This is a genomic window from Syntrophales bacterium (assembly GCA_035363115.1).
In the GTDB taxonomy this organism is placed as follows: domain Bacteria; phylum Desulfobacterota; class Syntrophia; order Syntrophales; family PHBD01; genus PHBD01.
This window is the reverse complement of sequence record DAOSEM010000011.1, coordinates 68,441-82,284: the sequence shown is the minus strand read 5'-3', so window position 1 is coordinate 82,284 and position 13,844 is coordinate 68,441. Positions and strand designations below refer to the sequence as shown.

Genomic DNA, 13,844 nt, shown 5'->3' with positions numbered 1-13,844 from the left:
TCGGGATCGCACTTCCCGAGGCCAGGGGGGACTTTACAAAAACGAAAAAACGTGCAAAAAACTCGCCCGTCGGAAGCCGGTCCGGCGTCATTGCCTCAGATGGACAATCTTCACAAACGAGGGAACGAAATGCCCACGGAAAATGCCTCCGTGAAGCCTCGCGAGAACCCGATCTGGCGGAGCCTCCTGACGGGTCTCCTGGCCGCGGCAGGCATCGCAGTCATGGTTTACTACAATCTCTGCGAGACCGACTGCAGCTATCTCCAGGGCGATCTTTTCGGCATCGACCTCAAACACGTGGGAATCGGATTCATGGCGGCCCTGATCGTCCTGGTCCTGGCGCGGCAGCCCTGGCTGATCCGGATCCTGCTGGCCGGCGCCCTGGGCGGGGAGGTGCACCTGCTCGCCTTCCAGGTCCGGGAAGACGTCTTTTGTCCGTTCTGCCTGACATTTGCGGGGATTCTGCTGGCGGCATACGTCGTCAACTACGAGTTCAGGGGAAAGGGAGATAAAGGTATGCTGCGAAGCCTTCTGTACCTGCCCGGAGAGGCCGTCATTCCGTTTCTGAAGAACCTGCGCCTGCCGCTGATCGGTGTGGCGCTGGCGGGGTATCTGGTCATGATAGCCGCGTTTTCCGGCTCGATAACACCCGCCTACGGGGCGGATGAATCCCCCGTACCCTCGTTCGGGAAGGGGAAGATCGCCGTCACCATCTTCACGGACTATTTCTGTCAACCCTGCCAATCCGTGGAAAAGGACCTGGAACCGGTCCTGGAAGCGGTCCTGAAGAACGAGCAGGCGACGGTGATGTTTGTGGACATGCCCATTCACAGGCAGACCGTGCTTTATGCAAAGTATTTTCTCTATGCCGTCCGGGCCGCGAACGACTATCGGGACGTCCTGCAGGCGCGCCGCCAGCTGTTTGACCTGGCGAAAGGGAGCGCCCCGGGATCGGACGCCGACCTTACGGGGGCGCTCCAGGCACGCCACGTCCGGCTGTCTCCCCATGACGTGAAACCGGCTTTCAAAGCCCTGGATGAGATCATCCAGCGGCATAAGATCAGTTCCACACCGACCATGATGGTGCAGTACTCCCCTTCGGATGTTCGCACCTACCGGGGAACGACGGAGATCCGGCAGGGACTGGAATCCCTGAAGAAGGCCCTGGCGCCGGAAAAGGCGCCGAAGAGGAAGTCAAGAAGGGGAAAGGCCTGAGGGTCTGCCCCCGCGATCACGGACTGGAACGAACCCACCGGCTGCGGCAAAGGAAAGGGGAACGGATTTGAAATCCGCTCCCCTTTCCTTATTTCTTCTTTTTTATAGAGAATCAGACGCGAATGGGGGCTGGTATATGGGAGCAGGGCTTCCCTCGCGCTCAGAAGCGTTTTTTCGACCCTGCAACGTCTCGCTCCGCTGCAAAGTCATAACTCGCGCCCAGGGGCGCTCAGACAGATGACTTTGCGGGCGCTGCGCTGCGACGGCAGGGTGCCCCGAAAAAGCCGCTATTCGCGCTCCGGGAAGCCCCCCTCCCCGACCGACGTTCGCGGGGGCGCGACCGGGGGTTCCCAGAGGAGCAATTGGGACATTTTTCCCATCCCTCCAGCCTTCCTGATCGTCGACGACGGATAGCGGGAAAAATGGCCGCGACGGCGGGAGCCCCCGTGGCAGCCCCCGTGCCATGATACGACGTCAAAGAAAAGAGGAGAGCGGCTTTCAAATCCGTCCCCATTATCTTTGGAGGCTCACGGCAGCTTCAGGAGCCGGGACTGGCGGTAGCCGATGTAGGTCAGGAGGCCGAGGGCGACGAGGATCAGGATCATGCCCGCCCCCTCCCAGGGAGAGGGGCGCTCGCCCAGCTGGATAAAGGAGGCCGTCATGCCGATAACCGGCGTCGCCAGGGTCCCCATGCTGGCCGCCCCGGCGGACAGCTTTTCGAGGATGTAGAACCACAGGAGGACCGACACGGCGTTGCTGAAGACACCGCTGTAGACAAGGGCCGCGATGAAGGACGGCGTCCAGCGGACCGGCTCTTCGGGAACAATGAGGGCGATCACGACCAGCGGGATCGTGCCGAAGAGCATCTGCCAGGTCGTCAGGGAGACGAGGTCGAATTCCGTTTTCCCGCGCATGATCTTCGTGACAACGGCGCCCAGGCCCCAGCCGACGCCCGACACGACAGCCAGGATTTTCGCCAGGGCCGATCCGTGCATGTGTCCGGGATCGAGGATGATCAGGAGGCCCGCAAAGGCCAATACCGTCGGAATCCACTGGTTCCCCCGGATCCGCTCCCCCAGGATGGGCCAGGCCAGGAGCAGCACCCAGAAGGGCATCGTGTAGACCAGGATGGCCGTGCGCCCGACCGAGCCGAGGGCCAGGGCCCAGGTGACGGCACCGATGGTGACGGTTGTGCCCACAAAGCCCAGGACGAACGTCTGGAGAGGCCGTTTCGGGCGGATCGATTTGCGGCGCCAGAGGAGCAGGCCGAAGAGGCAGACCACGCCGACGACCATACGGAGGGCTGCAAAATCGAAGGGACCGGAATACTTCAGGGCCTCCTTCATGACCACCCAGTTGTAGCCCCACAGGCACGAGAGGGCGATCAGGGCCGTCACGGCGGGATCCAGGGAGATCCTTTTCCTCAAAGGGATCGTTTCCACTGTTCCAGCGCCTCCAGGGCGCGGCGGGCATAGGCCTCCCCGCGAAACCGGCGGCGGAGCTTCAGCCCCAGGGGGGTGAACAGGCCGAAATTGACGTTCATCGGCTGGAAATCCTTTCGGCCCGACTCCGTGATGTGGTGAAGCAGGGCGCCGATCGCCGTTTCCTTCCCCGGCGGGGGGAGAGCGTTTCCCTCCAGGCGGAAGGCGACGTTCAGCCCCGCCAGCAGGCCCATGGCCGCCGATTCGATGTATCCCTCCACGCCGGTGATCTGGCCGGCGAAGAAGATTCCCTCCCGGCCCCGGAGTTGAAGGGAGGAATCCAGAAGGGTAGGGGAGTCGATGAACGTGTTCCGGTGGATGCTCCCGTACCGGGCGAACCCGGCGTTCTCCAGCCCCGGGATCATCCGGAAGATCCGCGCCTGCTCCGGCCGGGTGAGCTTCGTCTGGAATCCGACGAGATTGTAGAGCGTTCCTTCCAGGTTTTCCCGCCGGAGCTGGACGACGGCGAACGGAGGACGCCCGGTGCGGGGATCCGTAAGCCCGACGGGCTTCATGGGGCCGTACGCCAGGGCGAGGGCTCCCCGTTTCGCCAGGACCTCCACGGGCAGGCAGCCCTCGAAGAACCGGGCCTCCTCGAAGTCGTGCAGGGGCACTTCCTCCCCCGTCGTCAGGGCGGTGTGAAACCGCTCGTACTCCTCCCGGCCCAGCGGGCAGTTCAGGTAGTCCCCCTCGCCGGCGTCGTACCGGGAGGCGGAAAAGACGCGGGTGCGGTCGATGGTCTCGGCCTCCACGATGGGGGAGATGGCGTCGTAGAAGTGGAGATAGCCGCGTCCGGTGAGGCGGGCGATGGATTCGGCGAGGGAGTCAGAGGTCAGGGGGCCCGAGGCGAGAATGACCGTCCGGTCCTCGGGGATCTCCGTCACTTCTTCATGCACGAGCCGGAAACGGTCCTGTTTCACCAGGGCTTCCTCAATCCGGTGCGAAAACAGGGTCCGGTCCACCGCCAGGGCCCGGCCGGCGGGAACGGCCGTGGCGTCGGCCGCGTCCATCAGGAGGGAGTCCAGCCGCCGCATCTCCTCCTTCAGGAGGCCCGGGGCGTCCTCGACGCGGCCGGAACGGAGGGAGTTACTGCAAACCAGCTCTGCCAGCAAGGGCGAGCGGTGGGCCGGCGAATACCGGGAGGGCTTCATCTCCCGCATCTCCACCGGATGGCCCCGGCGCAGAAGCTGCCAGGCGGCTTCGCAGCCGGCGAGGCCTCCGCCTACGATGATCGTGGGCTGGCGCGTCGTCATGAAGGTTTCCGCTTATCCCGCGGAGGGGACCCGGTCATGATTGCGGGGGAAGCTTCTGGATGTTCTTGCATGCCGGATAACCGGTGCAGCCCAGGAAGCGTCCGAATCGTCCCCGGCGGATCGCCATGGGCTTCCCGCACTTCTCGCAGGCGATGTCGGTGATTTCGGGCGGCGGCGCCTGCGCAACGGGGGCGCCCGACCGGGTCTGCCGGACGATGTTTTTGCATTCGGGATAGCCGGAACAGCCCAGGAACGGGCCGAAGCGGCCCCGGCGAGTGACCATGGGCTTTCCGCACTTCTCGCAGACCGGTGCCGGGGCGGATTCCGCACCCTCTTCCGGCGGAGCCTCATCCCGGGGATTCACGGTGTTCTTGCACTCGGGGTAGCCGGAGCAGGCGAGGAAAGGACCGAATCGCCCCTGTTTGAGGATCATGGGCTTGCCGCACTTGTCGCAGGTCTTCCCGGTTTCGGCCGCCGTTGCCTCAGCAGGGACGATCTGGCCGTCATCGCTCCGGGAGAAGTTCGTCGTGTTCCGGCAGGCGGGATAGTTCGAGCAGGCCAGGAATTCGCCGTTCTTTCCCCATTTGATGACCATGGGGCTCTGGCACTTGTCGCAGACGATGTCCGTCGGGATCTCCTGACCCTTGACGCGACGCATCTGGGCGCCTGCCTGCTTCAGCTCCGCTTCGAAGGGGGAATAGAAGTTCTGCAGGATGTCGAGACGGTTGCTCTTGCCCTCCTCGATCCCGTCCAGCTCGTTCTCCATGGAGGCCGTGAAGGCCACGTCGAGGATCCGGGGGAAATTCTTCACCAGGAGGTCCGTCACCAGCATGCCCAGCTCTGTCGGGGAAAACCGTCCCTTTTCGAGGCGGACATAATCCCGCTCCTGGATCGTGCTCAGGATCGTCGCATAGGTGCTGGGGCGGCCGATCCCTTTCTCCTCCAGCTCCTTCACCAGGGACGCCTCTGAGAAGCGGGGCGGCGGCTGGGTGAACTTTTGCTCCTTCTTGACCGGTGGAACCAGGTTGAGGGTCTCCCCCTGCGCGACATCCGGCAGGAGGCGCCCGTCTTCCGAATCATCCTCGCCGTTGCCGTTGCCGTTCCCGTTTTCCTTGCCCTCCGTGTAGACGGTGGTGAAGCCGGGGAACTTCATGACCAGCCCCTGGGCGCGGAGCTGGCAACGGCCGGCATCCACGTCGATGATCGTCTGGTCAAAGACGGCGGGGTTCATCTGGCTGGCCACGAAGCGGTTCCAGATCAGGCTGTACAGCTTGAACTGCTCGTCCGTGAGATGCCCGCGGATGTCCTGGGGCCGGTAGGCCATGGAGGCGGGCCGGATGGCCTCGTGAGCGTCCTGGGCCGAGCCGGACACCTTGTAGGCCCTCGCTTTGGACGGAAGATAGGCGGGATCGTAGTTCTCCGCGATGTAGGCCCGGACTTCCTTCAGGGCTTCGTCGGCCACGCGGACTGAGTCCGTTCGCATGTAGGTAATGAGGCCGACGGAGCCTTCCTTGCCCAGTTCCACCCCTTCGTAGAGACGCTGCGCTACGGACATCGTCTTCTTGGCGGGGAAGCGGTGCCAGCGGGAGGCCTCCTGCTGTAGCTTGCTCGTCGTGAACGGCGCCGGCGGGTTCCGCTTCACTTCCTTGCGCTCAACCCGGGCGACGACGGGATCGTGCGCCTCGATCTCGGCGACGGCCTTCTCCGCTTCCTCCGCGCTCGTTACCCGGGCCTTCTTCCCGTCGATGCGGAAGAGGCGGGCCTCGAAAGAGGCCGCCTGTCCGTTGGCCAATGTCGGCGCCTGCTTCCGGAGGAGCGCGGTGATGTTCCAGTATTCGTCCGGCACGAAGGCCAGGATCTCCCGCTCCCGGTCGCAGATCAGGCGGACCGCGACGGACTGGACGCGGCCGGCGCTGAGCCCGCGTTTCACCTTGTCCCAGAGGAGCGGGCTGATCTTGTAGCCCACCAGCCGGTCGAGGATCCGCCGGGTCTGCTGGGCCTCGAACTTGTTCATGTCCAGCGACAGGGGATTTTTCAGGGCTTCCAGGACGGTGTTCTTTGTCAGGTCGTTGAATAGCACGCGGTAGACCGTCTTGTCCCGGCCTCCGATTTCCTGGGCGATGTGCCAGGCGATGGCCTCGCCCTCCCGGTCGGGGTCCGGTGCCAGGTAGATATTCTCGGCCTTTTTGGCGGCCTTCTTCAGGTCGGCGATGACCTTCTTCTTGGTGTCGATGACCTGGTAGGTCGGCTCGAACCCCTTTTTCACGTCGATTCCCAGGACGTTTTTCGGCAGGTCCTTGACATGACCCACGGAGGCCGCCACTTCGAAGTCATCGGGAAGATACTTCCGGATGGTCTTGATCTTGGCGGGTGACTCCACAATGATCAGGGAACGGGACATCCGTCACTCCTTGCGTATGAATTTTTTCCCCGGCAGCTGCCGGATCGCCCCCTTCAGCTCGAGCCCCATGAGTATCCCCAGGGCTTCGTTTGCCTTCATGCCGGAGGCGCGTATGATCTCGTCCGCCGTGGCCGGAACGTCCGACAGCAGGCCGAGAATAGCACGCTCCCGGCCGCCGGGGTCTTCCGGCCCACCTTCCGGGGGCGGTGTGTTGCATCTTCCTTCCGGGAGGGGCGCGGAAGTGCTCTGGAGCACAATTGTCTCGCCGGCCGGTCCCGGTCCCGGTTTCATCGCGGCGGGGGCAGCCCCCGAGCCGGTTTCAACCGGTTCCCTCCATCCCAACTGGGGAAGGATCTCTTCCAGGATATCGTCGACGGACGAGACGAGTTTTGCGCCCTCCCGGATCAGGCGGTTGGTTCCCCGGGAACCGGCGGAGTCGATGCTTCCGGGGACGGCGAAAACGTCTCGCCCCTGTTCCAGGGCCAGCCGGGCCGTGATCAGAGATCCGCTTTTTTCCGTGGCCTCCACGACCGTCACGCCCAGCGACAGGCCGCTGATGATCCGGTTGCGGGCCGGGAAGTGGGACGCGCTGGGCGGCGTGCCGAAGGGATATTCGGTGATGGCCGCTCCCCTTCGGGCGATTCCCTCCAGCAGTTCGCCGTTTTCCCGCGGGTACATCACGTCCAGACCACAGCCCAGGACGGCGATCGTCCGTCCTTTCCCGGCCAGGGCCCCTTGATGGGCCGCTGTATCGATTCCGCGGGCCAGCCCGCTGACAACGGTGACGCCGCGCATGGCCAACTCCCGGGAAAGCCTTCCGGCGGTATACCGGCCATAGGTGCTGGCGGCCCTGGATCCCACCACCGCCACACAGGCTTCGTCCGCCCTCAACTGGCCCCGGACGTACAGCAGGGGCGGAAAATCGTAGATCTCAAGCAGTCTCGCCGGGTAGGACGGATCCGTGAACGGCAGGATGGCAACCCCCAGGGAACGGGCCTTCTCAAGGTCCGCTTCCACCTGGTCCCATTCCCGGAAGTCCTTGATCCGCGCGGCGGTTTTGGCTCCGACAAAAGGAAATGCCTCCAGACTTCCCGGCGGAGCGGAAAAAACCCGCTCCGGGGAACCGAAGGATTCCAGAAGCCGGAGGAAGCCGACAATGCCGATCGATTCCACCCGGTGCAGAGCAAGCCAGTATTTCAACATGGCGGGTTGATTCATGTGTGCGAGGTGGACCCGGCTTGTCGGCACCCGGAAGGCGCGTTACGTATACAGAATGATTTTCCAGTGTCAAGTTTTTTAAAAAAGGGAAAAAGCATTGCGAAATATGCATGTTTCAGATACACAGGATCAATTTTCGCGGGGATTCTGTCATGGCGTCCTGTCGCTTTTTCTCAAAAATCGTCCTTTTGCTTCTTCTGATCGGTTTGTTCCCGGTCCATCTCACCCCCTGTCTCCGGGAGGCGTCGGCTGCATCCGCGAAACCGGCGGCTCCGGCGGGGAAGCGAACCCTGGCCCAGCAGGGACCTGTCGTCGTATCACCCCTTCTCACGGTTGCCCCGCGGGAGATCGATTTCGGACCCATCGGCACCGGCAGCCCGGAAACGGCGGCATGCGTGCTGAAAAACCTGGGCGGAGGATCGCTCCAGTGGACACTGGCCCCCCCGGAGGGTTGGTCATGCTCCCCCGGAGAGGGATTGAGCGGCCATCTGGATGTCCGGGCACTGGAGATCCCGGTCCGGCTCAAATACATCCGGGACACCTCTGGAATTAATGGAGATGCCGGCAAAGAGGGGGCAATGCCCCTGGTCCTGACGCTGGTCGCCGGGGAGCGGTCCATGACCTGCAGACGGGACGCTGTGCCGGGTGTTCACCGTGAGATCATCCGGATCAACTCCACGGGAGGAGCCCGAAGTCTTTTCTTCCGCTACCACGTGATCCGTCCGGAAATGCAGCCCCTCATTCATCTGAACCCGCTCCGCCTCGATCTCGGGACGGTTGGTGTCGGGGAGCGGGTCGCCGGAAGGGTCGAACTGACGAACCGCGGAAAAGACATCCTCAAATGGTCCGTCGATCTCAAAGGGGAACATGGCCAGGAAAAGAGTTTCTGGCCGCCGCCGGGACGCTACATCTCCTTTTTCAGCGAAGCGGTGAAGGGCAAAGGATCCTACGCGCCTCCGGCGACCCTGAAATCGTCGCTCGACTTGTCCGGGGCGGTCTGGCTGGAGGAAGAGGGATACCCCGTGGGGACCGGCCGTTCGAACAGCTTGAAACTGAAATTTTCCGGGACGGGGATTACCCTGTATTACTGGAAGGATCCGGACGGGGGCGACCTGAATGTCTATCTGGGCGACCGGTTCCTGCAGACCGTCCACTGCCGGGCCGAAGAGAGGGAATCGGCGGAGACACTCCTGGCGAAGGACTTGGGCGACGGACCTCATGCACTGACGTTTGTGAGTACGGCGGGTCGGGCTGTCCTCCAGGGGGTCCGGGTCGAGGGGAAGCAGGTCCAGAAAGGGCCCGCCGGATGGATCAATGTCTATCCGAAATCCGGGAGAACGTTACGGGAAACGGACTATGTCAACGTCGTCGTGAACACGCAGCATCTGACTCCCGGATGGTATGCCGACCAGATCCTCTTCACCTCGAACGGGGGGGACCGGCTCATGGAGATCTCCCTCGAGGTGACGACGGAGAGCGCGACCCGGCTGCTGAATGTCTTTCGCTATGCCCGGGGCACGGACTATTTCCTCACGACGAACCCCCAGGCCGAGCAGGCGCATCTGCAGGCGGGGGGATATGTGAGGGAAGGAATCGCCTTCCGGCTTTTCAGTCCGGGAGCACCGGGGACGACCAGTTTCTACCGATGGTACAACCCGAGAAAGGGAGACCGCTTCTACGGTTATGACCTGCAGGGCGGCGGCAAGAACCTGCAGGGATACGTCCTGGAAGGAGCCATCGGGAACATTGCCACGTTCCGCCTGGCCCAGTCACGCGAGCTGTATCGGTGGTATCACCCCTCCCGGGGCGTCCATTTCTTCACGACGGACCCGAACGGCGAAGGCATGCAGAAGAAGGGGTACCAGTTCGACGGCATCGCCGGATACGTGCGATAACGGCCGGGTTTCGCCTTGACAAAGAACGGCAAAGGGGGTAATGAGCATCCTCCTTTCAGAAGACCTGGAGGATGCTGCCGGATGCGCCTGTAGCTCAGCTGGATAGAGCAACGGACTTCTAATCCGTAGGTCGCGGGTTCGAATCCCTCCAGGCGTACCAGATATTCGTGGTGGGTGTAGCTCAATTGGTTAGAGTGCCGGGTTGTGGCCCCGGAGGTTGAGGGTTCAAGTCCCTTCACTCACCCCATCCTTTCCTTTCCCGATGCGCCCGTAGCTCAGCTGGATAGAGTCGCAGGCTTCGAACCTGTTGGTCGCACGTTCGAATCGTGCCGGGCGCGCCAAAAAAGCCAGGGAACTGCCGGTTGACGGTTCCCTGGCTTTTTTCGTTGGATCGTCTTCGGAATCAGGAATGGAAATGCCCGCGATAAGATGCCAGGTGCCCCGGCAGCCGGTTCATGTCTTTTTGCGATGATCGTCGGAAAGGTCGATGCGGAGGAGATTGGTTCCCAGGCAGTGGGTGTAGCGAACCTGGCAGTTCGAGTGTGGGCACAGGTCGAGGACGATGTTCAGTCCGTTGTTCGTTCCATTTGCGTCGGCGCGGACGCAGCGGAGAAACCGTCCGCCCGCGTGAATGCTCTTCTGGACACCGGGATCCAGTTTTGCACCCTTGAGGGTCACGCTTACTCTCGGCTCGTCCCCCTCCAATACGCTCAGGAAAACGGGTTTCTGGTAGCGGTCCAGTTCAATATGAACCCTTTCCATCCCGCCATGATCAAGTTTCAGGCGGATACTTTTTACGAGGACAGGCGTGTCTTGTCTGTACCCCTTCAGCAGGGTTTCGCGTTGAAGCCGTCCCTGTTCGCGACTCGACGCGGCGGCTGCTGTATCCGGACGATTTGAAACACCGGGATGAACGGGATTGGTTGCTGGAAGGCGGGAAATCCTTTTTTCAGCCTGCGTCATGTTCTACCCTCTCTGAAACATGATTGTTCTGAACCCGGAAACCTCCGAAATGCGGCCATTAAGGCCGGTCTTCTCGGCAGGTGATCCGTTCCGGGAACATCCGAGGATCTCCCAAAACCGGTCTGGAAAAGGGGAATCAGGACGAATATGGCCGTTGGATCGCGTTCAAAAATACTGAAATTCAGCACGGGAGCAACGCGGATTGATACAGGGGATAATGTGTATATTCAATACATGTTTTCTTGCAGGCGAATGAAGTCGGCGCGGCTTCGCTTTTTCCTGATAGAGAAAGGGTTCTTCGCGCCCGGCGGAAGCAGAGGATCATCTGCTACAGCCCAAGCGGCAATGAATGTATGATAGCCTGGTGCCATTCGATCATCCCTGTCCATTCCCCTCCCTTCCTTGACAGGAGACGCTGCATCCGATAATCAAAAAGTCGTCCGGTGCGGCGGGTCTTGACGGACCCGTCCCGACGATTCGAAGAAAGAATCTCTGTTTCCCGGCGGGACCGCCCTATCCAGGAATCCGGACGTTTCCCGCGCGTTCACCGGCAGCGTGCAGTCTGTTTCCGTTTGTCATTTTTTTTTCGACCGTTCCTGATTTTCATGCCGTCCTGTATGTGAAACCGGATGCAGGAGGCTTTCTTCTCGACGAGGACCGGGGATCAGGACAGGCTTCAGCAGGAGGATGCAATGACGACACCGGTGCAGCAGAAGATCAGGGACAAGAAAAGGACACCGGAGCAGATCGCCGATATGGTGAAATCGGGTGACTGGATCAACCACGGCAGCGTCGGGGGCGATTCCACGGTCTGTACCGAGGCGGTGGCGAAACGACTCGGTGGAGGACTCGGCCAGTTGAAGAACATCGAGTTCTGGATGTACGCGATGTTCTATCCCCATCTTGAATTGCAGCAGATCGATCCGAGGCAGGAGTATCACACCGTCCATGAATTCTTCTTTTTCCCCTGGAACCGCAGGGCTCGCGATACCTACAATGTCTCCGACTGGGCCCAGTGGGGCTGGGCTTATGGAATGTGGGCCCACCACTACCGGTTCGCCGGCGTCGTTCGCGAGAAGCGGGGGATGGACTGGTGGTTCAATGCCGCCACGGTCCCGGACGAGCACGGCTATTTCAACATGTCCTACGGGACGAACAACTGCAACATCTTCCGTCAGACCGCGAAGAAGATCGTCTTCGAGGTGCGCTCCGACTATCCCTGGGCGGAAGGCGGACGCTTCAACACGATCCACATCGATGAGATCGACTACTGGGTCGAGGTGGACTGCGAGAAATACCGATGGCCGCAGATCAACGAGCGGGTCATCCGGGCGAAACCCGAGGAAGAGGCCGTTGCCAAAAACGTCATGACGATCATGCGGGACCGGGACGTGATCCAGCTCGGAATCGGCTCGCTGCCCTCGGCCTGCGTCGCCGCCATGGCGGATGCCGGATTCAAGGATCTCGGGATCCACACCGAGATGATGAACGTGGGGCTCATCAAGCTCATGGAGTCGGGGCAAGTGACGAACGCCTACAAGAGCATAGACCGGGGAAGGAGCGTCTGGTCCTTTGCTTTTCCCGTGGATGTGAAGTGGTATTACGACACGATTCACCGGAACCAGTCCATGGCCGTCTACGACATCGACTACACGAATAACCTGAACGTCCTGACCCGGATCGACAACATGATCGCCATCGACAACTGTGTGGCCGTCGATCTCCTGGGACAGCAGTGCTCCGGCTTTTATGAGAAGCGGCCGATCTCCTCCACGGGCGGCTATTTCCAGTTCGTGACGTTCTGTGCCCAGTCCCGGGGCGGACGCGGCGTGGCGTCCATGACCTCCCGGAGCAAGCACGGCACCTCCCGGATCGTGCCGTTCCTCCCGGAAGGCTCGACAGTAGACGTGCCGGCCCAGTTCGCCAACTACGTCTGCACGGAATACGGAATCGTGAATCTTCGCGGCCTGAGCGGCTACGAACGAGCGGCGGCGCTGATCTCCATCGCACACCCGGACGACCGGGAATGGCTGGAGAGGGAGGCCCGGGAAAACGGCCTCCTGCCGCCGAAGTTTCCCGTCTCCATGCTGCCGGAAGAGGGTGGAAGCGGAGGACGCCGCTACCCCTCTTACGACGAGCGTCGAAAGTACAAGATCCCCATGGGAAGCGCCATCTGGGGATATGACTGGGACGAGGGATTCCAGTCAGGGAAATGAAATGAGAGTCCCGGAGGCGGCCCGACGGGCAAGGGGGGAGTGTTACACCCCGTGCATACGGTCAACAGGCGGAATCTGAAAAAGCGGGCATCGATGCCGGAGGTGCGATCGCGTTTATGATCGGAGGGCAGGCAGCCGAAATCGGGGATGAAAAAATCCGATCCGCTCATTCCCCGGGGGACGGGTCAAGAAAATGCTTGCAATGCCCCGGGGATTACGCTAAAGGGCTCCTCCGTTCTGCAAAAACACACACGGGCCCTTAGCTCAGCTGGTAGAGCAGGTGACTCTTAATCACAAGGTCGTCGGTTCGATCCCGTCAGGGCCCACCATATTAACGAGGGGTTGCGAAAGCGACCCCTTTCGTTTTTTGACGTGTTGACGTGAATCATGACCCAAGTCACCTGACATATTGATATGATAGGCTTTGACTTCGTGTCAAAAAACGTGTGTGTAACCTTTCGGAAATCCTGACTTTATTGATGGTGCAGCGAAATCTTAATCAAAAGGTCAGCGGTTCGGTCTCGCCAGGGCCCACCAGAAAAATGAACGGGGTTGGCGAGATTCGCCAACCCTTTTCTGCTTTCCGGCTTCGATCTTCAACAGGACCGTTCCTTCGTCCTGGGATAAGAAATTGAATTTATATGAAAACGGACAAGATGAAATTCCTTGTTGCAACAGGACTCTCATTTATCTTTTCAATTATTTATAATGGACTTGTTCATCTCGTCATCCTTAGTGCAGCCAACAAGCAAGCTGAATTTTTGAGGCGAGCGGATTTCTCATCGAAAGCATGGATATCGATCCTGGCAACACTCGCAACATCATTCCTTTTTACAGCAATCTATTCGTTTTTCGTTTCAGAGAAAAGTCCTAAAACAGGATTATCATTCGGTTTCTGCTTTGGGCTATTGATTGCGATCATCGTTGATATCAATCAATATGTTCTCTATCCACTGCCATTCTCGCTCGTTGCCAGTTGGGCATTTTTTGGAACGATCGAGTTTTGCATGATTGGCATGATCGTGGGTGCTGTTGTTAAAGATTAGACATATCAATGACATCCATTGAATGGCTGCCAGCCGTCAGTGATGCCCATGCTGCGAGATGGCGGAAATCGCCGACCGCAGTATCAAACCGGCCCCAGGTGGAAACCCGGGGCCGGTTTGTGCATTTGCTTGACAAATACAGGCAAGGCCTGCTCT

9 protein-coding genes and 4 tRNA genes are annotated in these 13,844 nt (G+C 60.7%); 8 read left to right on the top strand and 5 right to left on the bottom strand.

Annotation, left to right across the window (positions count from 1 at the left end; translation table 11 throughout):
* Window positions 1-129: 129 nt before the first annotated feature.
* Window positions 130-1,215: a thioredoxin domain-containing protein gene (locus tag PLO63_16450; GenBank protein HOI75733.1), complete on the top strand. Its 1,086-nt coding sequence runs from the start codon at window positions 130-132 to the stop codon at window positions 1,213-1,215.
* A gap of 527 nt (window positions 1,216-1,742) precedes the next feature.
* On the opposite strand, the gene PLO63_16445 is transcribed toward PLO63_16450, so the two are convergent.
* Genes PLO63_16445 through dprA form a run of 4 tightly spaced genes read right to left on the bottom strand, consistent with a single transcriptional unit; the run spans window position 1,743 to window position 7,553 of the window.
* The gene (locus PLO63_16445) at window positions 1,743-2,657 is read right to left on the bottom strand and encodes an EamA family transporter (protein ID HOI75732.1); all 915 of its coding nucleotides are present in this window, start codon (window positions 2,655-2,657) and stop codon (window positions 1,743-1,745) included.
* Entirely contained in the window at window positions 2,639-3,949 is a 1,311-nt protein-coding gene (gene trmFO, locus PLO63_16440) for a methylenetetrahydrofolate--tRNA-(uracil(54)-C(5))-methyltransferase (FADH(2)-oxidizing) TrmFO (protein ID HOI75731.1), read from the bottom strand. Before trmFO ends, PLO63_16445 begins: the two co-directional genes overlap by 19 nt.
* Window positions 3,950-3,983: 34 nt before the next feature.
* Entirely contained in the window at window positions 3,984-6,350 is a 2,367-nt protein-coding gene (gene topA / locus PLO63_16435; protein ID HOI75730.1) for a type I DNA topoisomerase, read from the bottom strand.
* 3 nt (window positions 6,351-6,353) lie between these two features.
* Window positions 6,354-7,553 carry a DNA-processing protein DprA gene (gene dprA / locus PLO63_16430; GenBank protein ID HOI75729.1) on the bottom strand — a complete coding sequence of 400 codons (1,200 nt, stop codon included), beginning with the start codon at window positions 7,551-7,553 and terminating at the stop codon, window positions 6,354-6,356.
* 167 nt (window positions 7,554-7,720) lie between these two features.
* On the opposite strand from dprA, the gene PLO63_16425 reads away from it, so the two are divergent.
* From PLO63_16425 to PLO63_16410, 4 genes are all read left to right on the top strand, one after another.
* Complete coding sequence (locus tag PLO63_16425) at window positions 7,721-9,463, top strand: hypothetical protein (protein ID HOI75728.1); 1,743 nt, start codon at window positions 7,721-7,723, stop codon at window positions 9,461-9,463.
* An 83-nt stretch (window positions 9,464-9,546) separates the two neighbouring features.
* Window positions 9,547-9,623: transfer RNA gene (locus tag PLO63_16420), tRNA-Arg, on the top strand.
* A gap of 10 nt (window positions 9,624-9,633) precedes the next feature.
* Window positions 9,634-9,710, top strand: a tRNA-His gene (locus tag PLO63_16415).
* A gap of 17 nt (window positions 9,711-9,727) precedes the next feature.
* Window positions 9,728-9,804 (top strand) — tRNA-Arg (locus tag PLO63_16410).
* 112 nt (window positions 9,805-9,916) lie between these two features.
* Here the strand turns inward: PLO63_16410 and PLO63_16405 are convergent.
* Window positions 9,917-10,225 carry a hypothetical protein gene (locus PLO63_16405; GenBank protein ID HOI75727.1) on the bottom strand — a complete coding sequence of 103 codons (309 nt, stop codon included), beginning with the start codon at window positions 10,223-10,225 and terminating at the stop codon, window positions 9,917-9,919.
* Window positions 10,226-11,118: 893 nt separating this feature from the next.
* Between PLO63_16405 and PLO63_16400 the strand changes: the two genes are divergently transcribed.
* The 3 genes from PLO63_16400 to PLO63_16390 all read left to right on the top strand — a co-directional run bounded on the left by PLO63_16400 (window position 11,119) and on the right by PLO63_16390 (window position 13,688).
* Window positions 11,119-12,642 (top strand): acetyl-CoA hydrolase/transferase C-terminal domain-containing protein, encoded by a 1,524-nt coding sequence (locus PLO63_16400; protein HOI75726.1) that lies wholly within the window; start codon window positions 11,119-11,121, stop codon window positions 12,640-12,642.
* A gap of 253 nt (window positions 12,643-12,895) precedes the next feature.
* A tRNA-Lys gene (locus PLO63_16395) sits at window positions 12,896-12,971 on the top strand.
* Window positions 12,972-13,283: 312 nt separating this feature from the next.
* Complete coding sequence (locus PLO63_16390) at window positions 13,284-13,688, top strand: hypothetical protein (protein ID HOI75725.1); 405 nt, start codon at window positions 13,284-13,286, stop codon at window positions 13,686-13,688.
* Window positions 13,689-13,844 lie beyond the last annotated feature (156 nt).

What these genes read in the sequence shown, in the direction of transcription:
- PLO63_16400 (HOI75726.1), top strand. Translation starts at nt 11,119, where the DNA reads ATGACGACACCGGTGCAGCAGAAGATCAGGGACAAGAAAAGGACACCG.
- dprA (HOI75729.1), bottom strand. Translation starts at nt 7,553, where the DNA reads ATGTTGAAATACTGGCTTGCTCTGCACCGGGTGGAATCGATCGGCATT.
- PLO63_16450 (HOI75733.1), top strand. Translation starts at nt 130, where the DNA reads ATGCCCACGGAAAATGCCTCCGTGAAGCCTCGCGAGAACCCGATCTGG.
- PLO63_16390 (HOI75725.1), top strand. Translation starts at nt 13,284, where the DNA reads ATGAAAACGGACAAGATGAAATTCCTTGTTGCAACAGGACTCTCATTT.
- PLO63_16425 (HOI75728.1), top strand. Translation starts at nt 7,721, where the DNA reads ATGGCGTCCTGTCGCTTTTTCTCAAAAATCGTCCTTTTGCTTCTTCTG.
- topA (HOI75730.1), bottom strand. Translation starts at nt 6,350, where the DNA reads ATGTCCCGTTCCCTGATCATTGTGGAGTCACCCGCCAAGATCAAGACC.
- trmFO (HOI75731.1), bottom strand. Translation starts at nt 3,949, where the DNA reads ATGACGACGCGCCAGCCCACGATCATCGTAGGCGGAGGCCTCGCCGGC.
- PLO63_16405 (HOI75727.1), bottom strand. Translation starts at nt 10,225, where the DNA reads ATGGAAAGGGTTCATATTGAACTGGACCGCTACCAGAAACCCGTTTTC.